General features: G+C 74.3%; 23 protein-coding genes and 1 pseudogene. 12 read left to right on the top strand and 12 right to left on the bottom strand.

The annotated features are described in order from the left end of the window. Positions 1-23: 23 nt before the first annotated feature. Positions 24-1,355 (bottom strand): MFS transporter, encoded by a 1,332-nt coding sequence (locus ACFV04_RS14485; RefSeq protein WP_380341893.1) that lies wholly within the window; start codon positions 1,353-1,355, stop codon positions 24-26. Positions 1,356-1,681: 326 nt separating this feature from the next. Here ACFV04_RS14485 and ACFV04_RS14480 point away from each other — a divergent pair, with 326 nt between their 5' ends. Further along, on the top strand, positions 1,682-3,319 hold the full coding sequence (locus ACFV04_RS14480; protein WP_380529180.1) for a hypothetical protein: 1,638 nt from the start codon (positions 1,682-1,684) through the stop codon (positions 3,317-3,319). 5 nt (positions 3,320-3,324) lie between these two features. On the opposite strand, the gene ACFV04_RS14475 is transcribed toward ACFV04_RS14480, so the two are convergent. Further along, positions 3,325-3,801 carry a VOC family protein gene (locus tag ACFV04_RS14475; RefSeq protein WP_380341899.1) on the bottom strand — a complete coding sequence of 159 codons (477 nt, stop codon included), beginning with the start codon at positions 3,799-3,801 and terminating at the stop codon, positions 3,325-3,327. A gap of 136 nt (positions 3,802-3,937) precedes the next feature. Between ACFV04_RS14475 and ACFV04_RS14470 the strand changes: the two genes are divergently transcribed. Both ACFV04_RS14470 and ACFV04_RS14465 read left to right on the top strand, forming a co-directional pair. Further along, on the top strand, positions 3,938-5,125 hold the full coding sequence (locus ACFV04_RS14470) for a hypothetical protein (RefSeq protein WP_360255839.1): 1,188 nt from the start codon (positions 3,938-3,940) through the stop codon (positions 5,123-5,125). A 298-nt stretch (positions 5,126-5,423) separates the two neighbouring features. Beyond that, entirely contained in the window at positions 5,424-6,914 is a 1,491-nt protein-coding gene (locus ACFV04_RS14465) for an alkaline phosphatase PhoX (RefSeq protein WP_380529178.1), read from the top strand. Between the two features lie 79 nt (positions 6,915-6,993). Here ACFV04_RS14465 and ACFV04_RS14460 read toward each other — a convergent pair whose 3' ends face one another. Beyond that, positions 6,994-8,595, bottom strand: coding sequence for a PucR family transcriptional regulator (locus tag ACFV04_RS14460; RefSeq protein WP_380529176.1), 1,602 nt, complete (start codon positions 8,593-8,595; stop codon positions 6,994-6,996). Between the two features lie 143 nt (positions 8,596-8,738). Here ACFV04_RS14460 and ACFV04_RS14455 point away from each other — a divergent pair, with 143 nt between their 5' ends. From ACFV04_RS14455 to ACFV04_RS14440, 4 genes are all read left to right on the top strand, one after another. Next, positions 8,739-9,335, top strand: coding sequence for a PadR family transcriptional regulator (locus ACFV04_RS14455; protein ID WP_380529174.1), 597 nt, complete (start codon positions 8,739-8,741; stop codon positions 9,333-9,335). After that, positions 9,332-10,423, top strand: coding sequence for an FAD-dependent oxidoreductase (locus tag ACFV04_RS14450; protein ID WP_380341910.1), 1,092 nt, complete (start codon positions 9,332-9,334; stop codon positions 10,421-10,423). The genes ACFV04_RS14455 and ACFV04_RS14450 overlap by 4 nt, the downstream gene beginning before the upstream one ends. Before the next feature lie 246 nt (positions 10,424-10,669). Then, positions 10,670-12,298 carry an L-glutamate gamma-semialdehyde dehydrogenase gene (gene pruA / locus ACFV04_RS14445; protein WP_380341912.1) on the top strand — a complete coding sequence of 543 codons (1,629 nt, stop codon included), beginning with the start codon at positions 10,670-10,672 and terminating at the stop codon, positions 12,296-12,298. Positions 12,299-12,452: 154 nt separating this feature from the next. Next, positions 12,453-13,382 (top strand): proline dehydrogenase family protein, encoded by a 930-nt coding sequence (locus ACFV04_RS14440; RefSeq protein ID WP_380341915.1) that lies wholly within the window; start codon positions 12,453-12,455, stop codon positions 13,380-13,382. Between the two features lie 72 nt (positions 13,383-13,454). Here the strand turns inward: ACFV04_RS14440 and ACFV04_RS14435 are convergent. Continuing rightward, positions 13,455-13,832, bottom strand: a pseudogene (locus ACFV04_RS14435) (Uma2 family endonuclease); the annotation flags it as partial. Positions 13,833-14,048: 216 nt separating this feature from the next. On the opposite strand from ACFV04_RS14435, the gene ACFV04_RS14430 reads away from it, so the two are divergent. Next, positions 14,049-14,741, top strand: a complete 693-nt coding sequence (locus ACFV04_RS14430; protein WP_380529171.1) for an RraA family protein — start codon at positions 14,049-14,051, stop codon at positions 14,739-14,741. A gap of 21 nt (positions 14,742-14,762) precedes the next feature. On the opposite strand, the gene ACFV04_RS14425 is transcribed toward ACFV04_RS14430, so the two are convergent. The 4 genes from ACFV04_RS14425 to ACFV04_RS14410 all read right to left on the bottom strand — a co-directional run bounded on the left by ACFV04_RS14425 (position 14,763) and on the right by ACFV04_RS14410 (position 19,256). Beyond that, on the bottom strand, positions 14,763-15,251 hold the full coding sequence (locus tag ACFV04_RS14425) for a GNAT family N-acetyltransferase (RefSeq protein ID WP_380341918.1): 489 nt from the start codon (positions 15,249-15,251) through the stop codon (positions 14,763-14,765). Between the two features lie 78 nt (positions 15,252-15,329). Continuing rightward, the gene (locus tag ACFV04_RS14420; protein WP_380529169.1) at positions 15,330-16,295 is read right to left on the bottom strand and encodes an SGNH/GDSL hydrolase family protein; all 966 of its coding nucleotides are present in this window, start codon (positions 16,293-16,295) and stop codon (positions 15,330-15,332) included. A 133-nt stretch (positions 16,296-16,428) separates the two neighbouring features. Beyond that, positions 16,429-17,754 (bottom strand): TerD family protein, encoded by a 1,326-nt coding sequence (locus tag ACFV04_RS14415; RefSeq protein WP_380342159.1) that lies wholly within the window; start codon positions 17,752-17,754, stop codon positions 16,429-16,431. 209 nt (positions 17,755-17,963) lie between these two features. Beyond that, positions 17,964-19,256, bottom strand: coding sequence for a hypothetical protein (locus ACFV04_RS14410; RefSeq protein ID WP_380529167.1), 1,293 nt, complete (start codon positions 19,254-19,256; stop codon positions 17,964-17,966). Positions 19,257-19,542: 286 nt separating this feature from the next. Between ACFV04_RS14410 and ACFV04_RS14405 the strand changes: the two genes are divergently transcribed. Then, entirely contained in the window at positions 19,543-20,088 is a 546-nt protein-coding gene (locus ACFV04_RS14405; RefSeq protein ID WP_380341924.1) for an SsgA family sporulation/cell division regulator, read from the top strand. A gap of 23 nt (positions 20,089-20,111) precedes the next feature. Here the strand turns inward: ACFV04_RS14405 and ACFV04_RS14400 are convergent, their stop codons facing one another. The 3 genes from ACFV04_RS14400 to ACFV04_RS14390 all read right to left on the bottom strand — a co-directional run bounded on the left by ACFV04_RS14400 (position 20,112) and on the right by ACFV04_RS14390 (position 23,268). Continuing rightward, positions 20,112-21,551: a GAF domain-containing protein gene (locus ACFV04_RS14400; protein ID WP_380529165.1), complete on the bottom strand. Its 1,440-nt coding sequence runs from the start codon at positions 21,549-21,551 to the stop codon at positions 20,112-20,114. Positions 21,552-21,697: 146 nt separating this feature from the next. Then, the gene (locus ACFV04_RS14395) at positions 21,698-22,816 is read right to left on the bottom strand and encodes a M56 family metallopeptidase (protein ID WP_380529164.1); all 1,119 of its coding nucleotides are present in this window, start codon (positions 22,814-22,816) and stop codon (positions 21,698-21,700) included. Beyond that, positions 22,813-23,268, bottom strand: a complete 456-nt coding sequence (locus tag ACFV04_RS14390; RefSeq protein ID WP_380341933.1) for a BlaI/MecI/CopY family transcriptional regulator — start codon at positions 23,266-23,268, stop codon at positions 22,813-22,815. Before ACFV04_RS14390 ends, ACFV04_RS14395 begins: the two co-directional genes overlap by 4 nt. Positions 23,269-23,439: 171 nt before the next feature. On the opposite strand from ACFV04_RS14390, the gene ACFV04_RS14385 reads away from it, so the two are divergent. From ACFV04_RS14385 to ACFV04_RS14375, 3 genes are all read left to right on the top strand, one after another. Then, complete coding sequence (locus ACFV04_RS14385) at positions 23,440-24,108, top strand: DedA family protein (RefSeq protein ID WP_380341935.1); 669 nt, start codon at positions 23,440-23,442, stop codon at positions 24,106-24,108. Continuing rightward, positions 24,108-24,776, top strand: coding sequence for a phosphatase PAP2 family protein (locus ACFV04_RS14380; protein WP_380341938.1), 669 nt, complete (start codon positions 24,108-24,110; stop codon positions 24,774-24,776). Before ACFV04_RS14385 ends, ACFV04_RS14380 begins: the two co-directional genes overlap by 1 nt. A gap of 167 nt (positions 24,777-24,943) precedes the next feature. Beyond that, entirely contained in the window at positions 24,944-25,459 is a 516-nt protein-coding gene (locus ACFV04_RS14375; RefSeq protein WP_380529162.1) for a pyridoxamine 5'-phosphate oxidase family protein, read from the top strand. A 140-nt stretch (positions 25,460-25,599) separates the two neighbouring features. Here the strand turns inward: ACFV04_RS14375 and ACFV04_RS14370 are convergent, their stop codons facing one another. Continuing rightward, positions 25,600-26,091 carry a hypothetical protein gene (locus ACFV04_RS14370; RefSeq protein ID WP_380529161.1) on the bottom strand — a complete coding sequence of 164 codons (492 nt, stop codon included), beginning with the start codon at positions 26,089-26,091 and terminating at the stop codon, positions 25,600-25,602. Positions 26,092-26,119: the final 28 nt, after the last annotated feature.

The raw sequence follows: 26,119 nt of genomic DNA, 5'->3' as shown, positions 1-26,119 counted from the left end.
GCGTTCGTGCGTGGTGCCGGGGGTCAGGCCGCCTCGGGCTTGCGGGCGACGGCCACCGCCAGGGAGGCGCAGAGGAGCGCCGCGAGGGTGGCGAAGCCGCTGACGGCGGGGAGCAGGCCGTAGGCCTGGACGAGGGCGCCGACGACGACGATGGGCAGGGAGCTGCCGAGGTAGACGATCACCCAGAGGGCGGACAGTTCGGAGCCCCGGCGTTCCGGGTCCAACGCGGCGACGGCGGTGGTGAACAGGGAGCGGAACGCCACGCCCTGACAGGATCCGCCGAGGACGCTGCCGATGAACAGCAGCGCCGGGGTGCCGGTGTACCCGGCGGCGACGACCAGGGCGAGGCCGGTGGCCAGGCCGGTCATGCCGAGGGCGATCACCACGCGGTCCGAGGTCGGCGGGACGACCAGCTGGGCGGCGGCCGAGGAACCGAGCAGCAGGGCGGCCACGATCGCGCCGGTCAGGTGCGAGGAGGTGTGCAGCAGCTTGGCGGCGAAGGCCGGGGCCAGGCTGAGGTAGACGCCGAAGACCGCGTACGAGACGAAGCCGGCCGAGGCGGCCAGCAGGAACTCGCGGCGGCCGGTGCGCGGCAGCCGCAGGCGCTGCGGGCGCAGGTGGGCCGGGGTGGTGATCCGGGGCGGGGAGGTCGGCGGGCGGTTGCGGCCGGGCATCCGCGGGTGGACGAGGGCCAGCGGCACGCAGAGCGCGAGCAGGGCGATGGCGTGCAGCAGGAAGGGCGTCATCAGCGGGTCCGAGCCGCCGGCCAGCAGGGCGCCGACCACCGGGCCGAGCGCGACGCCACCGGCGGAACAGGCCAGGGTGAGCTTGGCGGCCAGTGTCGGACGGTCGGGCAGCAGGTCACCGAGGGCGGCCCCGGCCGCGCCGGTGGACAGGCCGACGGCGATGCCCTGGACGGCCCGGCCGGCCGCCAGCTGCCAGAAGCTGCCGGCGGTCGCGAACACGACGTCGCCCGCGGCGGCCAGGGCGACGGCGGGCAGGATCAGGGCGCGGCGGCCGAGGTGGTCGGACCAGTGGCCGACGATGGCCAGCACCGGGACCAGCGCGAACACGTAGATCGTGAAGAGGATCGTGGTGTCGAGGGGGCCGAGCCCGAGGCGCTGCTGCAGCAACGGGTAGATCGGCGTCGCCAGGTTGGCACCGATGAGCATGAACAGCAGGGCGGCGGCCACCAGGCCGACGCGGACGCCGCGCAGCGCGTTCCAGCGGCTGATTGCGGCGAGCTGGAGCTGGCCGCGCGGCGCGAGCTCCAGGGGGAGCAGGGCCTCCGACAGTCGGCGTCCGTCGAGCCGCGCGGTGCGCAGGCCGGAGCCGGCGGGGGAGAGGTCCGCCATGTGAGGGGTCTCCTGTGGCAGGGCGCCACCGGGGTCGGCGGGGTAGGCCGGCGCGCCCGTCCTGAGGCGCTGTGGTGGTGGCCGCGGTGCGGGGCTCCCAGGTGGAGCGGATGAGCTGAAGAAGGGGGCTTCGTTGCCCCGGGGCCCGCGCGGGGTTGTGCGCGGTACCCATGCGAAGGATAAGGGGTGGGCGCACGCATACGGCGCGCGCCCCTGTGTGCGCCCCTTGCGGCCGGGCATCGGGGGTGCCACACCTATACGCTGAGGTGGTGGAACGGTACGCGGCGCTGTTGGGCTGACCGCTGGCTGAGGGAGAGCGCACAACGATGGCCGGACGACGTCGCAAGAACACCGGGGCCTCGGCGGGAGAGGGCACGGCCGAGGCCGTGCTGCCCGCGGACATGGAGCTGCAGGACCTCTACGGGGCGTTCGCCGCGCACGGGCTGGACGACGAGGACCTCGACGACGCGGCGGTCCTGGTGCCGCCGGTGAAGTTGCCGCCCGAGCAGGAGCTGGCCGACCAGGCGAAGGCCGTCCCGATGTTCGGGTACGCGCTGGCGCTGGCCCGCTGGGCCGCCCCGCACCGGGCGGTGGACGAGTTCGGCGACCTCGTCGAGGCGGACCGGGCGCCCGCGGCACGGCTGCTGGGCCTGGCCCCGGCCGAGGGCGAGGTGCCGGAGGAGGCCGAGGTCGAGGCGCTGCGGGCCTGGTCGCTGGCCTGCGACCTGGACCTGGTGGAACTCGGCACGACCGCGGAGGGCGAGCATGTCGCCGTTCCGGGACCGGACCTGGAGCCCGCCGAGGAGGGCGATCCGGAGACCGTCCTGGAGCTGTGGCTGACCGCTGCCGGGATCGTCCGGGAGCTGGCCGTGGAGGCGGACTCGATGCCGGAGGAGTCGGCGGAGGGGGCCGACGCGGAGGCCGGGGCCGAGCCGGGCGAGGAGGACGAGGAGGACGAGGACGGGCTCTCCGAGGTCGAGGAGGCCCGGGACGAGGCCGCCGAGCTGCTGGACGAGGCACTGCAGGTGCTCTACGAGACCACCGCGTTCGCCGAGCCGGGCAACGAGACCGTGCCGCTGGGCGTGCTGGCCGCGCTGCTGGTGGTGCCGGAGGGCGAGGAGCCGAGCGAGGAACTGCTGGGCGACATCACCGACGTGATGGTGTCGCTGGACCCGATGCTGGGCGACCTGGCCGAGCTGGGCCTGCTGGACTACCGCCCGATCGACCCGGAGCTGTTCGACGAGGAGGAGGGCACGGAGCCCGCCGTCGTCGGCGAGGAGCCGCTGGACAAGGAGGAGTCGGCCCGCTTCGGGCTGGTCCGGCTCACCCCGCTCGGCCAGTACGGCATCCGGCAGTGGCTGCTGGAGGACGGCTACGACGCCCCGCTGGTCGGCGAGCTGGCCCAGGGCGACGCGGCCGAGCTGCTGCGCGCGGTGTGCGAGTCGGTCAACGTGCTGCCGGACGAGGAGCTGCGGGTGTGGACCACCGGCCGGGAGCCGGTGGCCGCCGCGCGCGAACTGCTCGCGGCGGCGCGCGGCAGCGACGCGTACGGGCCGCTGCGGCGGATGCTGTGCGTCTCGGCGCTCGACCTGCTGGGGGCGGATGCCGGGCCGGCCGTCCGGGAGGTGCTGGACGACCCGGAGCTGGGCGGCGCCGCGCGGGCCTGGCTGACCGCGCGGGGTGCGACGGACGTGCCGGCGCCGGACCGGACGATGACGCTGTGGACGGTGGTCGACACCTTCGCCGCCCAGCTGCTGGACAGCGGCGGCGACGCCGGGCTGCTCCGCGAACTGATCACCGACCTGCCGGTGAAGGGCGATCCGGCGGCCTGGTTCGGCGAGCTGTGGCGGGTCGACCACCCGTACACGGCGGACGTCCTGGAGGCGATCGGGGAGCTGCACCTGGACCGCGCGGTGGCCAAGGAGGCCCGCAAGGCGGCGTTCAAGGCGCGCTCCAAGAAGTAGGCGGTTCAGGGCAGGTCCAGCGAGCCGTCCTCGGTGAAGCGGAAGAACGGGTTGTGGGCCAGCTCCCAGAGGTGGCCGTCCGGGTCCTCGAAGTATCCGGAGTAGCCGCCCCAGCTCGTCGGGACCGGCGGCTTGACCATCACGGCGCCGGCCTCGACGGCCGTCTTCATCGCGGCGTCCACCAGCGCGGGGGACTCCAGGTTCACCGCGAGGGTGACGCCGCGGAAGGACGGTTCGCCGGTGGCGGGAACGCCCGCGTCGGCGGCCAGCTCGTCGGTGGGGAAGAGGCCGAGCGCCGAGTCGGCGGTGCGGAACCAGACGATCTCCGGGCTGGAGGCGGTGGAGCGCCGCCAGCCGAGGTCCTCGTAGAAGCGGGCGCTGCGGTCGAGGTCGGAGACGCCGAGGGTGACGATGCTGATCCGGGCCGGGACGCCGTTCGGCGACCCGGTTCCGGCCTCGGTGGTGCTGCTCTGTGCTGTCATGCCGCCAGGTTAGGGAGCACGGCTGACAACCGGACGTCCTGACACGGCCACCGTCCCCGTCCGGCAGCCGGGCTGATGACCCGGCAGCTGCGGGCACGTAAGGTGGCGTCAGCGGTGCGGGCGCGAGGAGTCGGGGGTGCGGCACAGGATGGTGCGGGAGAACGGCGGCAGGCCCCAGGAGTGGAACACCGGCCCCGCGGGCCGCTTCCCGGTCCCGGACCGGCCGGGTCAGGAGGATCGTTTCGCCGACCAGGAGGACTTCTCCCGCCGGACCCTCGCCTCGGTCGACTTCCCCGTGTACGGCGTGGCCGCCGGGCCGGCCCGCACCGGTGAGGCGCTGTCCGCCTTCGAGACCTCCGGCGGCCGGCTGCGCTGGGTCGAGGTGCAGTGCGGCGACTGGCGCTCGACGGCCGGCCCGTACGTGACCGTGCGCACCTACCGTCCGGGCGCCGAGAGCTGCGAGCCGCTGCCCGAGCTGGAGGACGTGGTCGAGGACGAACGGGACCGCGTCTACGAACAGTTGGGCGTCGACGAGGGCGACGGGCCGGGCCGGGTGCGGGCCCTGCGCGAGTGGATCACGGTGGAGGGCGAGCCGCGCGCGGTGGAGGTGCACGAGGACCGGCCGGTGCTGCGGCCCGGGGCCGGGGCGGCCGTCGGGCCCGAGCCGGTGTGGGCCGGACGGCTGCGGATCGGCGGGCTCACCGTGACGGTCTGCGGGCGCGGGGTGGCACCCGACGGGGTGGAGCTCGGCGGGATCGGCGACTTCGAGCGGTACCTGCGCGGGCGCGCCGACCTGCTGCGCGACCTCGCCTCCCGGCAGGCCCGGTACGTCCCGGTGGAGGAACGCGAACTGCCGCCCGCCGTCGGGCTGGAGGCGCACCGGTCGCTGGTCGCGCAGAGCATCGCGGAGACTGCCGCGATCGATGCGCAGGTCCGGGCCGGGCGCACCCCGAGACTGCCGCGCGGACTGCGCGGGGACGCCTGCGCGGTGCGCTGGGAGGCGGCGGTGCGCCAGCAGGTACGGCTGGCCACCGAGACCCGGGAGGAGGCCGGGGCGGCGGTGACCTCGATGGTCAACCACCTCAACCGGCTCTCCCAGCAGACGCAGTGGCTGGTCGGCACGGCGGAGGGGGCGGCGGCCGTGGAGGAGGTCGTCCGGTACACGGTGTTCGCGAGCGAGGTGGCGAGCCTGCCGGCGCAGCGGGCCTGGGAACAGCTGTGGCGGGAGCGGCCCGGCGGCGGGGCCGGGGTCCGGGAGGAGCACCGGCTGGCCGAGCAGTTGTGGCTGGCGGCGTGGGAGCAGTGGCGGGCGGCGCGGCGCTGACGAGCCGGTGGTCCGGTGGTTCGGTGGTCGAGTGGTTCGGCGGTCCGGGGGTCCGGCGGCTTGCGGGGTCCGAAGGTCCGGCGGGCGGTGTCGGCGGTGCCTGCGGTATCGGCGGTGTCGTGGATTCTGGCAGGGCCGGCGGCGGCTTGGCAAAGCGGAGGTCATGTGTCGGTCATCGGTCGGCAAATGGCCGCCCCGATGTGAGGTGGGCTTCATGCCGGGTTCACCCGCCCGGCGGAGCCTGCTGGGCGTCGGCATCCCGCCCCGACGCCCGCTCATCCCCTCAGGAGTTGCTGCCATGTCGCTGTCCCGCCGGGACTTCGTCAACCGTTCCACCCTCGTCGGGGCCGGCGTGCTGATCGCCGGCGGCGCCGAGGCGCGGGCCAGCGCCCCCGGCGCGATCGCCGCCCCGGTCGGCGGTGAGGCGCCGGTCGCCGCGGCCGCCGGCACCAACGCCGCGGGCGGCACCGCCGTCGGCTACGGCACGCTGGTCCAGGACCCGGCCGGGCTGCTGTCCCTGCCGAAGGGCTTCTCGTACCAGGTCCTCAACCGGGCCGGCGTCACCAAGCTGCGCACCGGGGAGTTCACCCCGAGCAACCACGACGGCACCTCCGCCTTCGAGGACGAGCGCGGCGGCAACTACATGGTCGTCAACCACGAGCTCTCCGGTGCCCGCGCCAACTGGCCGCACCCGGTGCCGCTGACCGAGGGCCACGTCTACGACCCGGGCGCGGCCGGCGGCTGCACCATCGTGCACGCCAAGCGGGACGGCTCGGTCGAGCAGTGGGTCGGCATCGCCGGCACCGCCACCAACTGCGCCGGCGGCGTGACCCCGTGGGGCACCTGGCTGTCCGGCGAGGAGACCGAGGACAAGGCCGGCAAGAACGGCTTCACCAAGGACCACGGCTACATCTTCGAGGTCGACCCCTTCGACGACGACTACAACCGCGACCCGCAGCCGGTGAAGGCCTTCGGCCGCTACGCGCACGAGGCCGTGGTCGTCGACCCGAAGCGCGGCCAGGTCTACCTGACCGAGGACGCCTCGAACCCGAACGGCCTGCTGTTCCGCTGGACCCCGCCGGCGGGGTACAGGCACGGCCGCCACCAGCTGCGCAAGCTGGCCGCCGACGCCGGCGTGCTGGAGGCCTTCAAGGTCTTCGACGCGCAGGGCAAGTTCGTCGACGACCTCTCCCGCGCCACCAAGGTCGGCACCACCTACGGCGTGGACTGGGTCAAGGTCCAGGACCGCGACGCCAGGACCGTCTCCGTCCGCAAGCAGTTCAAGGACGGCGAGGTCACCCGCGCCCGCAAGCTGGAGGGCATGTGGTGGGGTGACGGCGGGTTCTACTTCGTCTCCAGCTACGCCCGCTCGGAGAGCCCGCTGCAGCACGACGGCCAGGTGTGGTTCTACAGCCCGGCCCGCCGCACCATCACCCTGAAGGTCCTGCTGGGCGTCAACACCGACGTCTGGGGCGACCACGACAACTTCGACGGCCCGGACAACATCACCGTCTCGCCGTACGGCGGCATCGTGATCTGCGAGGACGGCGAGGGCGTGTCGCACCTGTTCGGCGCCACCGAGGACGGGCTGGTCTACCCGATCGCCCGCAACGAGCTGAACATCGGCACCGCCGAGAAGCCCGAGTTCAGCGAGTTCACCGGGGTGACCTTCTCGGACGACGGCAGGACCCTGTTCGCCAACATCCAGACCCCGGGCATCCAGCTGGCCATCACCGGCCCGTGGCGCCGGCTGAACGAGCACAAGCGCGGCCAGGGTTACGGCGAGTGACGCATCGTCAGGTCTGAAGTCGGCCTGAAGCCGGTCTGAACCCGGCCTGAACCCCACGGTCGACCAGGCTGCCCGCGGACTACTCGTCCGCGGGCAGCCGCAGTTGCAGCATCGCCAGCAGCCGCTGCTGCGGCTGGGCGAGGTCGATGCCGGTCAACTGCTCGGCGCGGCGCACCCGGTAGCGCAGGGTGTTGGGGTGGATGTGCAGGGCGTCCGCGGCCACCCGGACCTCGCCGAGCGCGTCCAGCCAGGCCAGCACCGACTCTGCCAGCCGGGTGCCGTGCCGGCGGTCGTACGCGGTGAGCGCGGTGAGCCGCGGGTCGCGCAGGCCGGTGCGCTCCTGCAGCAGTGCCACCATCTCGCTGACCAGCACCTCCGCCTGGACGTCGATCAGCGCCGCGACGTCGAGGTCCACCCCGCCGCGGCCCATCGCGTCCAGGATGCGGTCCGCCTGCGCGCGGGAGTCGGGCACCTGGGCCAGGGCGTCGACGGTCGAGCCGATCGCGGCGCGCAGCGGGACGCCGAGGTGCTCCCGGGCGGCCGTCACCACCTCGGAGGCCCAGTCGCGCACGGTGGTCATCGGCAGGCCGGGCGGCAGCTCGGGCAGCAGCACGTACACCCGGGACTCGATCGGGGCGAGCAGCGCGGTGCGGTGCCGGGCGGCGGTGTGCACCGAGATCAGACCGGTCACGTCGGAGCGGTGCAGCGCCCCCGCGGTGTGCGCGCCGTACGCCAGTACGGTGGCCGGGCGGCGCAGGTCCAGACCGAGGTGGGTGGCGAGCGACTGGGGGCCGGTGGAGCCCTCCAGCAGTCCGGTGAGCAGGGTCTGGGTCAGCCGGACGTCGGCGGACAGTTCCCGGCGGCGGCGCACCAACTGGGCGGCCGCGACACGGGCGGCGCCGACCAGCGCCTGCTCGGCGAGCGGCGCCAGCGGCTGCGCGCCCTCCTGGACCCAGATGGTGCCGAGCGGCTGCGCCCCGGCCCGGATGCCGACGGCCAGGCGGCGGCGCAGACCGAGCTCGGGGTGCGGCTCGACCGCGATCGGGGCGTCCGAACTGCGCAGGTGCTGGAAGATGCCCCACTCGCGGAGCTTGGACAGGTACGGCTCCGGGCCCTGCCAGCCGAGGATGGACAGCCGGCGCAGGTCGTCGACCTCGTCGGAGTCGGAGGAGCGGGAGTAGGCGAGCACCCGGCTGGAGGTGTCCTCGATCGAGACGATGCCGTTGGTGAGCACCGCGACGGTCTGGGCGAGGGAGAAGAGGTCGCCGGCGTTGGGTTCGGGGGCGCCGGCCGCGTCCGGGGCGTCCGGGCCGGCGATGATCGCCCGGGCCAGCGAGTCCAGGTGCTCCCAGCGGGCCTCCCGGCGCACCGACAGCAGGGCGACGCCCGCGTCGGTGGCGGCCTCGCGCAGGGCGTCGGCCTGGCCGGGAGCGTCCAGCTTGACGGCGACGGCGGCGGCCCCGGCCCGGCCGGCGGCGCGCAGGGCGGGGAGCGCGGCCCGGCCTCGGGCGCCGATCGCGAGGACGAGTTCGCCGGGGGCGGCGGTGGGCGGGTCCTCCGGGTCGAGGATCGCGACGTCGCGGACGGAGACGTCCAACCCCTGTGGGGCGGCCTGGAGTTCGACCAGCGGTTCGCCCAGGGACATCAGCAGCTGGCGGAGCGGGAGACCGGGGGTGGTCACTCGGGCCTCCTTCATCCGCTCGGACAACGCCGTGTGGTTGATTTTAGCCGGGCGGACAGAGTTCTGGTTCGCCACTCGCAATTAGTTGACCCTGACTATTCAGGAGTGGATAGTCAGTACTGACCAAGAGATGAGGATGTCTCGTGGCGAAGCGACGCAAGGTGTCGAACCCGCTGGCACTGGCGGTCCTGGCCGAACTCCTGGCCGAGCCGATGCACCCGTACGAGATGGGGCGCCGGCTCAAGGAGCACGCCAAGGACCGCAACATCAAGTACAACCGCAGCTCCCTGTACATGGTCGTGGAGCAGCTGCGGAAGGCCGGGTTCGTCGCCGAACAGGAAACCGTCCGCGACACCCAGCGGCCCGAGCGCACCGTCTACGCCCTCACCGAGGAGGGGAAGGCGGAGCTCTACGACTGGATGCGCGAACTCGTCGCCGAACCGCAGCACGAGTACCCCGCCTTCGGGGTCTCGCTGTCGCTGCTCATGGTGCTCCCGCCGGCCGAGGCCGTGGAGCTCCTGGGGCGGCGGCGGGCCGCCCTGACCGCCGAGGTGGCGGCCATCCGGGCGACGCTGCGCAAGGCCACGGAGGAGGGCGTCGGCTGGCTCTTCCTGATCGAGGAGGAGTACCGGGTCGGCGGACTGGAGACCGAGATCGCCTTCGTCGAACGCCTCGTCACACAGCTCCAGGAGCCGGACTTCATCCGGACCTGGCAGGAGTACTTCGGGAGTCTGCAATGAGCGCACCGCGTACACCCAGGAAGGCCCTGGTCATCGGCGGCGGCATCGCCGGACCGGTGACGGCGCTGGCCCTGCGCAGGGCCGGCATCGAGGCGGAGGTCTTCGAAGCCTACGGGACCTCCGCCGAGGGCATCGGCGGAACCTTCATGATCGCCCCCAACGGGCTGGCCGCGCTGGCCGCCGTCGGCCTGGCGGAGCAGGTCGACGGCGTCGGCCAGCTGATCGAGCGGATGGTCATGGAGGACGGGAAGGGCGGCACCTTCGCCGAGTTCCCGGTGGGCGGCCGGGCGATGCGGCGCGCCGAGCTGTACGAGGTGCTCCAGCGGAGGCTGCGCGAGGAGGGCCTGTCCGTCCGGTACGGCAAGCGACTGGTCGGCGTCGAGGAGAGCCCGACCGGCGTCACCGCCCGCTTCGCCGACGGCAGCACCGCCGACGGCGACCTGCTGATCGGAACCGACGGAACCCGCTCCGTGGTCCGCGAGCTGATCGACCCGGCCGCGCCCGGCCCGCAGTACACCGGCCTGATCGGCGTCGGCGGCTACAGCGCGCACCGGCTGGACGGGGCGCGCGGGCGGGGTGAGACCATGCACTTCGCGCAGGGCGGGCAGGCGTTCTTCGGCTACTGGGCCCTTCCGGACGGCGCCGGCACGGCCTGGTTCAGCAACATCCCGCAGCCCGAGCAGCTGACGTCGGAACAGGCCCGGAGGGTGTCGCAGGAGGACTGGTTGGCGCTGGCGCGCAAGCTGCACGCCGAGGACCTGCCCGCCCGGGACGTCCTGGCGGAGGCGGACGCCGCGACCGTCGAGGTCTTCCCGCGGCTGGAGATCATGCCGTCCGTGCCGCACTGGTACCGGGACCGGCTGGTGCTGGTCGGCGACTCGGTGCACGCCCCGTCCAACAGCTCCGGCCAAGGGGTTTCACTGGCCGTCGAGAGCGCGGTCGAGCTGGCCCGCTGTCTGGAGTCGCATCCCGGGCTGCCGGGCGCCCTCGCGGCCTACGAGGCGGCACGGCGGCCCGTGGTGGAGGAGGTCGCCGCGAAGGCCGCAGCCGTCAACAACCGGAAGGCGAGCGCCGGGGCGGGGGTGTGACGGGCGGCGCGAAGGCCCGACGGGGGGAGAGCGGCGGCCGGGGGTGCGGCTGCTGCGCTGCGGGGTGAAGGGCGGTTCGTGACCGCAGCGTGACCCCCTTCGTCGGGCCGGACAACGCCGTACGGGGGAATTTAGCCGCCAGGCCAATCAAGTGGCCCCGCGGCCAGGAATAGCGTTCGTGCTGTGGCCGGCGTGCGACCCACGTCGGCAATCCCCCCGCATTGAACGAAGGAGAGCGTGCGCTCTATGGACGCTGTGACCCAGGTCCCCGCGCCGGTGAACGAGCCGGTCCACAGCTACGCCCCCGGGAGCCCGGAACGGGCCCGTCTGGAGGCCAAGCTGAAGGAGCTGGGCGGCCAGGAGCCGGTCCAGCTGACCATGACGATCAACGGTGAGCGCCGGATGGGCGGCGGCACCGAGTTCCACGTCGTCCAGCCGCACAACCACGCGGCTCGGCTCGGCACCCTGCGCAACGCCACCCAGGCCGACGCGCAGGACGCCATCGACACTGCCCTGGCCGCTGCCCCGGCCTGGCAGGCGCTCTCCTTCGACTCCCGCGCCGCGATCTTCCTCAAGGCCGCCGACCTGCTGGCCGGCCCCTGGCGCGAGACCCTGGCCGCCGCCACCATGCTCGGCCAGTCCAAGACCGCGCAGCAGGCCGAGATCGACACCCCCTGCGAGCTGGTCGACTTCCTGCGCTTCAACGTGCACTTCGCCCGCCAGATCATGGCCGAGCAGCCGATCTCCTCGGACGGCGTGTGGAACCGCAGCGACCACCGCCCGCTGGAGGGCTTCGTCTACGCGATCACCCCGTTCAACTTCACCGCGATCGCCGGCAACCTGCCGACCGCGCCCGCGCTGATGGGCAACGTGGTGCTGTGGAAGCCGTCCCCGACCCAGCAGTTCTCCGCGCACCTGCTGATGCAGCTGCTGGAGGAGGCCGGCCTGCCCAAGGGCGTCATCAACATGGTGACCGGCGACGGCCTGGCCGTCTCCGAGGTCGCGCTGAAGCACCCGGCGCTGGCCGGCATCCACTTCACCGGCTCCACCGCCACCTTCCAGCACCTGTGGCGCGAGGTCGGCACCAACATCGCCGGCTACCGCACCTACCCGCGGATCGTCGGCGAGACCGGCGGCAAGGACTTCCTGGTCGCCCACCCGTCGGCCGACCCGAAGGTCCTCAAGACCGCCATGACCCGCGGCGCCTTCGAGTTCCAGGGCCAGAAGTGCTCGGCGCTCTCCCGCGCCTACGTCCCCGCCTCGCTGTGGGCCGGACTGAAGGACGAGTTCGCGGCCGAGGTCGACGGCCTCACCATGGGCGACGTCACCGACCTGTCCAACTTCATGTCGGCCGTCATCGACGAGCGCGCCTTCGCCAAGAACAAGGCCGCCATCGACCGCGCGCAGGCCGACTCCTCCGTCGAGGTCCTCGCCGGCGGCACCTACGACGACTCCGTCGGCTACTTCGTCCGCCCGACCGTCCTGGTCTGCCAGGACCCGGCGAGCGAGTACTTCAAGGACGAGTACTTCGGCCCGATCCTCGCCGTGTACGTCTACGAGGACGAGAAGTACGAGGAGATGCTGGCCCAGATGGAGTCGGTGTCCCCGTACGGCCTGACCGGCGCGGTCATCTCCCAGGACCGCGCGGCGGCCCAGGACGCGATGCACAAGCTGCGCTTCGCCGCCGGCAACTTCTACATCAACGACAAGCCGACCGGCGCCGTCGTCGGCCAGCAGCCCTTCGGTGGCGGCCGGGCCTCCGGCACCAACGACAAGGCCGGTGCCAAGCAGAACCTGGCGCGGTGGACCTCGACCCGCTCGGTCAAGGAGACCTTCGTCCCGCCGACGGACTACCGCTACCCGCACATGGGCTGACCGGCCCCTCCGACCGATCCGCTCCAGTAGCCACCGGTCACCCGCGACGCCCGGCCCCGCAGCCGGGCGTCGCCCGCCGGGGCGGCGGGCCACCCCCGTACCGCCGCCCCGGCCCTTCTGCCACCCTTGGAAACATCAGCTCCAGGAGTTCACGATGCTCCGTTCCGCCCTTCTCGCGGCCTCCCGGTCCCCGCAGGTCCGCACCGTGGTCGAGAAGTTCCCCCCGACCCACGCGATAGTCGAGCGCTTCGTCGCGGGCGAGGCCCTCGACGACGCCGTCACCGCCTGCGACGACCTGGTCGCCACCGGCCGCAAGGTCACCCTGGACCACCTCGGCGAGGACACCCAGGACGCCTCCCAGGCCGCCGGCACCGCCGAGGCCTACGAGCACCTCCTCAAGGCCCTCAAGGAGACCGGCCTGGCAGCCGGCTCCGAGGTCTCGGTCAAGCTGTCGGCCGTCGGCCAGTTCCTCCCGGTGGACGGCGAGAAGATCGCGCTGGAGAACGCCCGCCGCATCTGCGAGGCCGCCGCCGACGCGGGCACCACGGTGACCCTCGACATGGAGGACCACACCACCACCGACTCCACCCTCGCCATCGCGCGCGAGCTGCGGGCGGACTTCCCCTGGCTGGGCGTCGTGCTCCAGGCCTACCTGCGCCGCACCGAGGCCGACTGCCGCGAGTTCTCCGGCCCCGGCTCGCGCGTGCGCCTGTGCAAGGGCGCCTACAAGGAGCCCGAGTCGGTCGCCTTCCAGGGCAAGCACGAGGTCGACCTCGCGTACGTCCGCGCGCTGAAGGTCCTGATGGCCGGCGAGGGCTACCCGATGATCGCCTCGCACGACCCCAACATGATCAAGATCGCCGGCCAGCTGGCCGAGTGGAACGGCCGCAAGCGGGACTCCTTCGAGTACCAGATGCTGTTCGGCATCCGCCCGGAGGAGCAGCTGCGCCTCGCCGGCGAGGGCAACACGATGCGCGTGTACCTCCCGTACGGCCAGGAGTGGTACGGCTACTTCATGCGCCGCCTCGCCGAGCGCCCGGCCAACCTGACCTTCTTCCTGAGGGCCATGGCCACCCGCGGCTGACACCGCCGGCGCCACGACCAACGGCTCGTACCCCCTGTGTGGGAGGGGGTGCGGGCCGTTCGGCGTTCCCTGGAGGAAGTCCTTGGTGTCCAGCTCGAACTCGAAGGGGGCGGGGAGAACGAGGGGCTCGCCGAAGGCGGCGAGGTGGACCTCGGTGTACTCGTCGCGTCGCGGCTTGCCGCAGAGGCTGATCTGCGACTTCTCCCGGTCGATGAGGAGGTGGAGCGGGATCCCGGCACGGGCGTAGCAGTGCCGCTTGGCGATGCGGTCCTGGTCGGGTTTGGCCGAGGTCACTTCCGCCACCATGGCGACGCCGTCGGGCTCCATCCACGGCGGGGCGCCCCGGAAGAGGCGGAGTTCTCGGGGTGCGAACGTTGCGTCCGGGATGACGTGGTTCTTCGGACAGAGCCCGCCGCTGACCAGACGTAGACCCTTGCCGCCGGAGACCAGGATGTCGGCCTGCGACGGGGAGTCCGCGATCGGTTGCTCATGCGCCACAGCACTCGTGATGCCCCTCCTTCAGATGGGCGTCACGCTGTTCGTCGCCGGGACGGGTTCTGCAGTACACGGCCGACCTTCACTCGATGGTGTGAGTTCAGGGCCGGGCATAGGATTTCGGTTCTGGTGAACTGGGCTGAACTGGGCTTTCATCGGAAGGAGTTGGGGATGCTGAAGGGTTTTGAAGGGCTGTCCACGCCGTTGGTGGCGGACGCGTGCGTGCGGCTCGGGGTGGAACTGCGGGCGGCGCCGACGGGGGTCGTCGGGGTGGTGGCCGGGGCGCGGGTGGCCGGGCGGGCGCTGCCGGTGCGGCACTACGGGAGCGTGGACGTGTTCCTGGAGGCGTACGGCGCCGCCCGGGACGGGGACGTGCTGGTGATCGACAACGGCGGGCGGACGGACGAGGCCTGCATCGGGGACCTCGCGGTGCTGGAGGCGCGGGCCGCCGGGGTGGCCGGGATCGTGGTGTGGGGGCTGCACCGGGACACCCCTGAGCTGCTGGAGATCGGGCTGCCGGTCTTCAGCTACGGTGCGCTGCCGCTGGGGCCGCTGCGGCTGGACGGGCGGGAGTCGGAGGCGCTGCTGTCGGCGCGGGTCGGGCCGCACACGGTGACCGCCGGGGACGTGGTCCTCGCCGACCCGGACGGAGTGCTGTTCGTGCCCGCCGACCGGGTCGAGGAGGTGCTGGCGGCGGCCGCCGGGATCGCCGTCACCGAACGGGCGCAGGCCGCGCGGATCGCCGCCGGGGACACGCTGCGAAAGCAGACCGGGTTCGAGGAGTTCCTGGAGCGGCGGGCCGCGGACCCGTCGTACAGCTTCCGGCAGCACCTGCGACGGGTCGGCGGGGCGATCGAGGAGTAACCGGCCTGCCGGGTGGGCGACTTACAGGGGCCGGTACATGACGTGCAGGCCGACGTAGCCGTCGACCGGGTGGTGGAAGGCCTCGGGGACGGTGCCGACGACCTCGAAGCCGAGCGACTCGTAGAGCTTCACGGCGTGGTGGTTGTTGGCGACCACCGCGTTGAACTGCATGGCGCGGAAGCCCGCCCGGCGGGCCCAGTCGAGGGTGTGCTCGACCAGGGCCCGCCCGATGCCCTTGCCGTGGTGGGCCGGGTCGACCATGTAGCTGGCGCTGGCGACGTGACCGCCGTTGCCCGGGCGGTTGCGGTTCATGGTGGCGGTGCCGACGACCGTGCCGTCCTCGCCGACGGCGACCACCGTCCGGTCGGGCGCCGCGTGCATCCACCACTCCATACCCAGCTCGGAGGTCATGTCGAGGGGGTAGGGGAAGGTCTCGCCGGCGGCGACGATGGCGTGGAAGAACGGCCAGATGGCCGGCCAGTCCTCGGGGGTGGCTTCGCGGATGATCATCCGCTCAGGATGGCCTGCGGCGGACCGGGCGGGCCAGCGGTTTTTCCGGCCGCCGGTCTTCTGGCCACCGGTTTCCGGTCAGCCACCGAGGATGGCGCGCTCGACCACGGCGGCGGCGCCGGCCTGGCCCCGGGCGTTCGGGTGCACCAGTCCGTACCGGAGCGGGAGGACGCTGGTCAGGATGCCGTCGACCCAGTGGTCGGGGTCGCAGACGCTGTGGCCGGCGGAAGCGGGGTAGAGGTCGACGAAGGTGTCGCCGTGGTCGGTGCTGCTCCGGGCGATGACCGCGTTGAGCGGCTCCAGGATGGCGGTGCGGGCCCAGGCGAGGTCGCCGGTGGTGACGGTGGCGAACTGCAGCAGGTTGCCGTACTGGCAGTGGGTGGTGTCCTCGGGGATCAGGTGCGGGTAGCCGACGGTGATGACCCGGGCGGACGGGGCCTTCGCCTGGAGCGCGGTGAGCATGGCGGCGTAGTCGGTGCGCAACTGGCCGAGCCGGCTGGGCAGTTGGGTGTCGTACTTGTCCTTGCAGGGGGCGCCCTGGCCGAGGTGGGTGGCGCCGAGTTCGATGCAGTCCAGGAGGATCTGGCCGAAGCCGAGGTCGTTGCCGCCGACGCCCACGGTGATCAGGTCGGTGTCCGGGCCGGCGGAGTCGATCTGCGGCGGGACGGGCGGGTAGGGGGCGTTCGGGTCGGTGCCGAGCGGCGGGAGCGGGCGGCCGAGCGGGGAGAGCTTGGTGGCACGGACGTTCTCGGTGGTGGCGCCGCTGCAGCTGACGTTGCGCAGGTCGGTCAGGGCGCCGAGGTCGCGGCGGATGATCTCGGGGTAGGACTCGACGGTCCGGGCGCAGCCGTCGCGGGGCTCGGTCTCGGCGCCGGTGGCCTCGATGACGCCGGCGGTGAAGGAGTCGCCCATGGCCACCCAGGACAGTGCCCGGGCGCGTTCGGCGGGCTTGGCGGCGGCAAGCGCGGCGGTGGGGCTGGTCAGCCCGGCGGCGAGGACGGCGGCGGTGCCGGCGACGGCGAGGCGGGACAGGAGGCGGGGCACGGTCTCTCCTCAGCGGGTGCGGGGGAGAGTGCGGTTTCACCCCCCTGAGAGTCAATCGAGTCGGTGTGTGGACGACTTGATCCCTCAGGAGGGTGAATCCGCGGGTGCCGGCGTGACGGCGGGGGTTGGGGGGCTACAGCAGCGCGGCGGAGGGCTCGATCATCGCCCGGGCGGTCTTGCCGTCGACGTACTCGCCGAGCGCGGTCATCTCCCACTCGCCGCCGGGGCGGCGGACCAGCTTGCACATCACCACACCGGTGCGCGGTTCGGAGTGGGTCAGGTCGAAGCGGACCAGTTCCTCGTTGGTGCCGGCGTCCAGCAGGCGGCAGTAGGCGTTCTTGACGTCCGTGAACTTCTGGCCGGAGAAGGAGTTGACGACGAAGACCAGCCCGTGGACCTCGGCCGGCAGGCCCTCCAGGTGGACGGTGATCAGTTCGTCGTCGCCGTCGCCGCCGCCGGTCAGGCTGTCGCCGGAGTGGGCGATGGCGCCGTTGAAGATGTTCAGCTTCATGAACCAGGCCGTCTCCAGCCGCTTGTGGCGGGCGTCGAAGGCGAGGCAGGAGGCGTCCAGGTCGACGCTGCGGCCGCGGGCGGCGGGCTCCCAGCCGAGTGCCATCCGGACGGAGGAGAGGAAGGGGCGGCCGTTCTTGACCAGGGAGACGGAGCTGCCCTTGACCAGGCTGACCCGGCCCTTGTCCAGGGTGATCTTCGCGGGCGCGGCCGGGGCCGGGGGAGCGGCGGGCGGTGCGGGCGGGACCGGGGGCATCGGGTGCGAGCCGGTGGCGAGGGCGATCCGCGGGTCGACCGGGGTGGTGGCGGGCGGGGCCGCGGGGGGCGCCGGCGGAGCGGTCGGCGGGGAGGGGAGCTGGAGGGTCGGGTCAGCCGGGGTCGGCGCGGCGGCGACGGGGGTGGGCGCCGCCGCCGGGGCCTGCGGGGCGTTCCGGGCCGGGGCGGCCGGGGCCGGGGTGTCCTCGACGCTGACGCCGAAGTCGGTGGCGATGCCGGCGAGGCCGTTGGCGTAGCCCTGGCCGACCGCGCGGACCTTCCAGGCGCCGTTGCGCAGGTAGACCTCGACCACGATCAGCGCGGTCTCCAGGCCGAGCCGGGGCGGGGTGAAGGTGGCCAGGACCTCGCCGCTGTCGGCGTCGCGGACGGTGGCGGTGGGCTCGGTCCCGGCGAAGGTGGAGACCTGGTCGGCGGGGCTGGCGGTGACCACGATCTTGGTGATGTCCGCCGGGACGGCCCGGGTGTCGACGGTGATCGCGTCGGGAGCGCCGGCGGCGGCCGGGCGGTGGCTGACGCCGGGGCCGTTCGGGGCGTTGAAGAAGACGAAGTCGTCGTCCGAGCGCACCTTCCCGGCGTCGGTCAGCAGCAGGCCGGAGACGTCCAGCGCCTTGGGCGCGGTGACCTCGACGGTCACTCGCGCGGCGGTCAGCGGTGCGTTGCCGCCTTGGGTCAGGACGGTGGACACGGACTCCTCCTCGGGTGCGGAACGACAGCCCCGGTCAGGGGCCGTTGGGGCGCCCGGCCGGGTGCTGCCCACAGTAACGAACGAGGGTGCGGGGATGCGCCCGTCCGGGCACGTCAGCTGTCGGATCGTCGGACAGTCGGAACGTAGTCGCGACATACCGCCGGAGGGCGGCCGTGCCCGCCCGGCGGCCGGGGTGTTCAGCGGGGCGCGGGGGCCGCCGGGACGCCGGGGTCCCGGGGCGCGGCGGGCGGCACCGGATCGGTCGCCGGGGTGGGGCCGAAGCCGCCGAGCGCGGCCACCGCGCGCGGCCGGTCGAGCGCGAAGGCGGAGGCGCTCCAGCTCTCCGCCCCGGCCGACTTGCGGACCGCGGACGGGTCGGTCGCGGCCGGACGGGCCCCGCGCACGCCGAAGGTGTAGTGACCGGGCCGGACGTCGGTGCCCGGCGGCGTGGTGAAGCGGTACACCAGCGTGCCGCGCTCCTGCAGGACGGTGACCACGGCTCCGGGCAGGTCGGTCCAGGCGGTGCCGGTACCGGCCGCCGCGTCGCCGGGGACGAGCCGGAACTCGGTCTGCAGGGCGGTGACCGGCTCGGTCACCGTCAGGCCGAGTTCGTGCCGCAGGCCGTCGCGGCCCAGCGGGGCGACCAGGGCGGCGCCGGACAGGGCGTGGTCGGTGTCCGGGTCCGGGGTGCCGGGGTCGGAGACGGGTGTGCCCGTGGGCGCGCCGGGGTCGGGCGTGCCGGTGCCGGGCGCGCCGGGGCCGGGTGTGCCGGTGCCGCCGTCCGGGTCCGTCGGGGACTGGCCGTCCGGGGACCCGCCGGTGCCCGGGCCGGTCCCGGTGGGCGGCGGGACGGGGCTGGTGGGCGCGGTGGGCTTGATGCCGGGCAGGTTCGGCGAGTGGCCGCCGGTGGGCTGGTCGGTGGGCTGTCCGGTGGGCTGGTCGGTGGGCGGGGTCGGGGCGGCGGGCGAGGGCCCCGCCGGAGCCGGTGCGCCCGGTTCGGTGCCCGCGAGCTGGGTGCCGGAGGGCGGTGCGTCCTGGTCCGCCGCGCCCCGGCCACCGGGCGGGGCCGCGAGGGGGGTGCCCGGGTGGGTCGGGTGGTCGGCGGGCGGGGTGGCCGCGACCGGCGCGGCCCCGGTGGGGTGGGTCGACGGGTGGGCCGGCTGCCGGGCGGTGGACGGCCCGCCGGAGGCCGGGGTGGTGGCCGGGGTCCGGTCGGAGGCCGCCTCGGCCTGGTCGGTGGCGCCCGGGGTGGGCGGCGGGGTCGAGCCGACCCGGGCCACCCCGGCCCGACGGCCGATCCCCTGCTGTTCGTTGAGCAGGAGGGTGGTGGCGATGCTGATGCCGACCACGGTGGACATCGCCATCGCGGCGCCGGAGAAGCGCAGGGTGGGGAGTCGCAGGCGGCCGCCGAACGGGCGTGGCCGACCGTGCCGGTTGTGCCGCTCGGGCTCGTGCCGAACGTCCAGCGCGGTGTCCTCGCGCACAGCCACCGGACCCCTCCCTCCCCGAAGTCGCCGTCGCGTCGCCGTATTCTCCCACGCGCTGCCGCCGGGCCCGGCTCCGGCCGCCGGGGGCCGGTCTCCGCCGCGGGCCCGCGCCGGGGAAGGGGGAGAGCGTACCAGCGGGGGGTCGTACCGTGGACGGTTTCCATCCATTTCGTGGACATCCGTTCGATGCACGGAAGCTGACGTTCCGTCCGACAAGCGCGGTAAGGGGCGGTTGTCCCGGACGGGGGTTATTGCAACCCCCTTGCAACCCTTGCCCACCCGGCACACCGTGGCGCAGGCTGAGGACATCCCCCGCCGTCCCGGAGAGACCGTCATGCCGCCCGACCCGCTGTCCGCAGCCTCCAGTGCACCCCTCGCCGCCACCCCCACGGGCGGCGATGGGGACGGCTCCACCGCCGCTCCGGCGGCGGTGGAGGAGGTGCTGACCCTGCGGATCTCGCTGGGCGAGGAGGTGGTCGGCGAGGTGCGCACCCGGTTCCGGTTCGACGCCGCCCACCCGTACGAGGTGCTGCTGACGTTCCACCTGGGGCGGCCGGACGAGGCCGACTGGGTGTTCTCGCGCGAGCTGCTGCGCGACGGCCTGCGCACGTTGAGCGGTCAGGGTGACGTCAAGCTGTGGCCGGCGTACTGCCCGTGCCACGGCTCGACGTTGCACCTGGCGCTCGAATCGCCCCACGGCAGTGCCCTGCTGGAGGCCCCCAAGCCCCGGGTGCAGGCCTGGCTGGACCGGACCTACGCGCTGGTCTCCGAGGCGCGGGAGCGCGACTGCGGCCCCAGTGACGCCGACCTGGCCGCACTGCTCGCGGGCGGCTGACGGCCGGCCACCGGCGGCGGGCCTCAGCAGCTGCGCGGGGCCTCCCCGGGCGTGCGCGGCGGCGGGACGGGCACCGCGCCGGGCAGTCGCACCGTCCCCGCCGCCAGCGCGGCCCGCAGCCTCCGGACGGCCGGGGCCGAGGAGGCGGGCAGCAGGTCGTACGGGTCGTCCGGCCCGTCCACGGTGACCAGCACCGATTCGGCGATCCGGTACGGCCGGTGGGCCAGCAGGCCGCCCAGGTAACGGCGCAGCCGGGACAGTTCGGCGCGGACCGTGACCGTCCGGCCCGCGTCGCCGAACAGCGCCTCGGCGAGCTGGGCGGCGGTGCTGCCCTCGCGTCCGGTGGCGAGCAGGAGCAGCAGTTCGGCGTGGCGCGGACTGAGCGGGTGGGACCAGCTGCCGGCCGCGCCGCGGACGGACAGCTCGGGGCGGTCCGCCCGGCGCAGGTCGAGCCGGAGCCCGGCGCCCTCGGCCTGTTCGGCGCTCACCGTGCCGGAGCCGTCCTCCGTGGGCGGCCGGACCGGGCGCACCAGCCAGCCGTCGGCGAGCGGTTCCAGGACGCACTCGCCGAGGCCGGGCACCCAGTGCACGGCTGCGGGTGCCCAGCCCTCGCTGGGCACCCGCAGCCGGTTGGGCGGCGGCAGTCCGGCCGCGGCGGCGGTCCAGCCGGCCGCGTCCACCACCAGGGCCGGGCCGCCGACCCGGGCGAGCAGCGGGGCGGCCAGGGTGCGCAGCTGGTGCAGGGCCTCCAGGCGGTGGGCGCGCAGCTCGGTCTCGGCGAGCCGGGCGGCGGTGGCGGTCAGCTGGAGCAGGTACGGGCGGATGCTGTGCGCGGGGCCGCTGAGGTTGACGGCGCCGACCAGTTGTCCGGTGCCGGGGTCGTGCACGGGGGCGGCCACGCAGGTCCAGGAGTGGTGGCTGCGCAGGTAGTGCTCGGCGGAGTGGACGTGCATCGGGCGTCTGGCGCGCAGGGCGACGGCGATGCCGTTGGTGCCGACGCTCTCCTCGATCCAGCGGGCGCCCGGGATGAAACCGATCCGGTCGGCGCTGCGGCGCAGTCCGCGCTCGCCCTCCTGCCAGAGCACGTGGCCCTCGGAGTCGGCGATGGCGAGGATCAGCGGGAGCGCGTCGGTGGGTTCCAGCAGGGTCTGGCGCAGTATTGGCATGACTGCGTCAAGCCCGCTGGTGCGACGGCGTTGTTCGATTTCGCCCGGGCCGAGCAGGGCGGTCGCGGCGCCGGTGTCCGGGTCGAGGCCGAGCCGGCGCAGCCGGGCCCAGGAGTCGCCGATCTCGGGGCGCGGCTGGAGCAGGCCGGGGGCGCCGCCCTCCTCGGGGACGGCGGGCCCGCCCAGCTCCCGGGCGGCGGCGTCGGCGAGCGTGCGCTCGTGGACCTTGGCCAGCTCCGTCGCGGTGGGCGGGGTGCGGCGCTCTGGTCGTCGGGACTGCCGTCCGGTCTGCCGCACTCGGTCCGCTCCTCGCCGCCGTTCGAGGTCGCGCCGGGGCCGACGCGCTGACGAAAGCGTACGGGTGAGCCGGGTCCGTGGGGACGGGGTCTGCCAACTCGGCATACCGGACGGTACGGATGGGGGCGGCCCGGGTGCGGAGGGCCTCAGTGCTGCGCTCCCGCGCCCTGCTGGGCGGCCTCGACGGTGTGGTGCAGGTCGGCGGTGGCCTCCAGGGTGGCGCCGGTGCTCAGCGCCAGGCAGACGGCCAGCGCCAGGGCGACGGCCCGCAGCCGGGTGCCGGGGGTGGTGGCCGGGCGGGGCTGGAGCAGTGCGGCCACCCGGCGCGGGACCGGCCCGGAGTGGGCGGCGGGGGCCAGCCGGGGCCGGTCCGGCCGGGGCGAACGGCTCGCGGCGAGGGCGGCCCGGCCGACGGCGCGCGCGGTCACGGTGCGGTCGCCGACCCGGGCGGCCGCCACCTCGTCGGCCCACCGCTCCAGGTGGTACCCGAGGGGCGTGCGCAGTGCGCGCAGTGCCGGGTGGACGTGGGCGGCGTGCTCGGCGAACGCGAGGAAGACGTGGTGGCGGGCGGCCAGGTGGGCCCGCTCGTGGGCGAGCAGCGCGGAGCGCTCCGGCCCGCTGAGGGCGCGCAGCATGCCGGAGGTGACCACGATCCGCCCGGGCTCGCCCGGGCGGCCGGGGCGGGGCAGGCGGCCCGGCAGGGCGAAGGCGTCGGCACGCTCGTCGTCCAGGACGGCGAGCGGGGGTTCGGCGGGGCGCAGGAGGGCCCCGAGCGCGGCGCCGACGGGCCGCAGGAGGGCGGGGAGCGCGGCCCTGGCGGACCGGGGCGGGGCGGCGGAGCACTCCGGGGTGCGCGCCCGGCGCATGGTGACGTGCAGGGGGCGCATGTCCGGATGCTGGTCACCGGGCGGGAGGGCGGCCCGGGCCGTGCGCAGCTCCAGCCGGCGGCGACGGGCCGTGCGCACCGCCAGCGCGGTGAGCGCCACCAGCGCCAGGGCGGCCGCGGCCGCGGCGAGCGGGGCGTCCGGCGCGGCCGCGGTGAGCCAGCGCAGCGAGAGGTGGCCGAGGGCGGCGACCGGCGGCAGCTGGAGCAGGCCGGCGGCGGCGAGGAGGCCGAGCGAGCAGAGGGTGCCGCCGGCCAGGACGGCGGCACTGCCGGCCAGCATCCAGGCGGCGGCCCGCGGCGACAGCGCCTCGGCGAGGCGGCGGGCCAGCGGCGCGGCCAGGAAGGGCAGCAGCAGCGGGGCCCAGACGGCGAGCATCATCGGCCGGCCGCTCCCCGGGCGCCCGACTGCGGGTGGCCGTCGCCGACGGTTCCCGGGCCGTCCGCCGGGGCGCCGGGGGCTCCGGTGCCGTCGCCGAGCAGTGCGCGCAGCAGCTGCTCGTCCTCGGCGGAGAGGTCCGAGACGAAGCGGGCCAGCACGGTGGAGCGGTCGGCCTCGCGGCCCAGTTCGGTGTGCATCCGGCGGGCGGCCAGCCCGGCGGTGTCCTGGACGGTCGGCGTGTAGGCGTAGGCGCGGCCGGCCCGGGTGCGCTCGACCGTCCCCTTGTCGTGCAGCCGGGCCAGGATCGTCGCGATGGTGGTGCGGGCGAGGTCCCCGCCGAGCGCCGTCTGGACGTCCTGCGGCGTCATCGGCTGCCGGGCCGACCAGAGGGCGGCCAGCACCTCGGCCTCCAGCTCCCCGGCGGGCCGGCGGGCGGGCGGTACGTCGGACATGGCGGCGGTTCCTCCAGTTATCGTCTACAGTCATGTAGACCGTCTACGTTACTGTAGACGGTCTGGGCGGTCCTGCCGTGAACAGCCGGCCCCGGGGGACCACCGTGCACCGGCCGGTCCGGGCGGGCCCCGTCGGGAACCGCCCTCCAACGTACGGGAGGTCCGCCAGCCTTGCTCCAGTTCCCCGTCGATCCGGCCGTTCACCTCGCCGTGAACCCGCTGGACGCATCCTCACTGCTCGCCGCGTTCGGCGCGCTCGGCATCGCCGCGGTGCTGTTCGCCGAGACCGGCCTGCTCGTGGGCTTCTTCCTGCCCGGCGACTCGCTGCTGTTCACCGCCGGACTGCTCTGCGTGCCCGGCGCGACCCGCGGGCCGCAGCTGGAACTGTGGCAGGTGATCCCCGCCGCCCTGGTCGGAGCCCTGGCCGGAGCCCAGGTCGGCTACCTGATCGGACGCCGCGGGGGCCGGGCACTGCTGCGCCGCACCAAGCGGAAGAGCCTGCTCGAGGGCGCCGAACGGGCCGAGGAACTGCTCGCGAAGTACGGCCACGGCAAGGCGATCGTGCTCGCCCGCTTCATCCCCGTGGTCCGAACGGTGCTGAATCCGCTGTGCGGCGTGCTGGAGGTGCCGGTCCGCTCGTTCACCCTCTGGCAGGTCGCCGGCGGTGCGCTCTGGACCGTCGGCGTGGTGCTCGCCGGGTACGCGCTCGGATCGTCCGTACCCGGGATCGACCGATATCTGCTGCCCGTCATCGGTCTGGTAGTAGTTGTCTCCGTGCTCCCCATTGTTCTCGAACTGTTTCGCGCCCGTAAGGCGCCACGTCACGGAGGTGACGCGTGATGCCTTCCCGGGCCCTGGCCGTCTACGACGGCAGCGGCATCGACGGCAGCCTCTACACCCGGGTCAACGGGTGGGCGCAGTCGGCCCCGCACTGGCTGGACGAGCTGATCAAGGTGTGGTCGGCGATCGGCCTCGGGCTGTTCGCGGTCTTCATGCTCTGGGCGTGGTGGCGGGCCCGCGGCGCCGACTCCGCAGTGATGGCCAAGGTGCTGGCCTCACCGGTGATCGTGGTCGTCGCGTACGGCCTCAACTCCGTGTTCAAGGGCCTCGTCGAAGAGGTCCGGCCCTGCGCGCAGATCCCCGGCAGCGTCTCCCTGGAGACCTGCCCGGGCACCGGCGACTGGTCCTTCCCGAGCAACCACTCGGTGATCGCCTTCGCCGCCGCGGTCTCGCTCTGGTTCGTCAACCGGCGGCTCGGCCTGGTGGCCGTCCTCTTCGCCGCGCTGATGGCCGCCTCCCGCGTCTGGGTCGGCGTGCACTACCCGCACGACGTGGCCGTCGGCGCGCTCGTCGGCCTGCTGGCCGCGGTGCTGCTCGCGCCGGTCGCCGGGCGCTGCGGGCCACTGGTCGACCGGATGCGGACCGGCGCGCTGCGGCCGCTGCTCGGGCCGGGCGAACCGCCGCTGGTCAGCCGCGGGTACGCGGGCTACGAGGCGCAGCAGCGCTGACACCGACACCGGCGCCGTCGGCGCCACCCGTTCCGCAACCCTTGTTCGGCCGGGGTGTCGGGTAGAGCATGTGAGCCGGGCGTGGGGCCTCCGCAGGAGGCGCCCGCCCGGCTCAGTCGTGCTCGGGGCGCGAGGGCGCCGGGCGTGCCAGCGGAGGGGAGTGCCGAATGCCGTACAGACTCGACATCACGCAGGGGGACTGGCCGGGCGACCTGCTGCACAAGGGCGTCGAGGGCCTGCTCGCGGAAGCCATGGTGCTCACCCTCGCCACCGCCGGCCACGAGCACGGACCGCACGCCAACCTGGCCTTCTTCGCGTACGACGACGACCTCGTCCTCTACTTCGTCAGCGAGCGCTCCACCCGGCACAGCCACCACCTCGCCGAGGAGGCCCGGGCCGCCGCCACCGTCTTCCTGCCGCCGCCGGTCTTCGGCGAACAACTGCGCGGCCTGCAACTGACCGGCAGCGCGGGCGAAGCCTGGGGCCGGCAGGCCGAGGCGGCGCTGGCCGCGTACCAGGGGCGCTACCCGACCTTCGCGCAGGACGAGGACGTCCGGCGGCAGTTCCTCACCGGCGGCGGCGCGGCCGCGCTGTACCGCTTCCAGGTGGAGGAACTGACGGCGGTCGACGAGCCCAACTTCGGCCGGCGCAACTACCTGCGGGCCCGGGTGGCGCGCTCGTAGGCGGCTCCGGGCTGCTGCCGTCGGGGGGCATCACGCGGATCTGCTCGTATGTCGGCAGCGTCTCCGGGTCGCTCCGTGCGGCGTGATCCGCTCGGAGGCTCCGGGTGTTTCCTGACCCTGTCGTGGGGTGAGTGGTGGCGTCAGCGGCGCCAGGGGCCGCGCTTCTTCGGGGTGACGAGGCCGGCGACCGAGGCGGCGAAGAGTTCGGGGACGGGGGAGGGGCCCTGGCCGTGGTTGAGGTGGCTCTCGGCGGTCCACTCGCCGAGGACGGTGCCGGGGCTGCCGTCGAAGGGGCTGAAGGCGTGTTCCAGGGTGACGTAGCGGACGGTCCTGCTGCCCCGGGGGTGGACGGCGGCGGCGAAGTGGGCCTCGGTGGCGCCGACCGGGGTCGGGAGGGTGACCAGCAGCATGGGGTGGCCGTCGACCGACAGGTGGCGGCAGTCGAGGCCGTGGGCGGGCAGTCGCTCCTCGGGCGGGAGGGTCCGGCCGAGGTCGTCCCAGATCCGGGTGACGACGGGCAGCAGGCTGCCGCCGTCCGGTGCCGGGGTGGCCACGCGCGGGCCGAACTCCAGGACCTGGCGGGCGAGCTCGCGGTGGACGAAGCGGTAGTGGTGGGGCCGGGGGTCCGTCATGGGGGACACCGTAGCGAACGGCCCGGAG

It is taken from the genome of Kitasatospora sp. NPDC059599, from assembly GCF_042735125.1.
Lineage (GTDB): Bacteria > Actinomycetota > Actinomycetes > Streptomycetales > Streptomycetaceae > Kitasatospora.
This window is presented reverse-complemented; position numbering and strand designations above follow the sequence as displayed.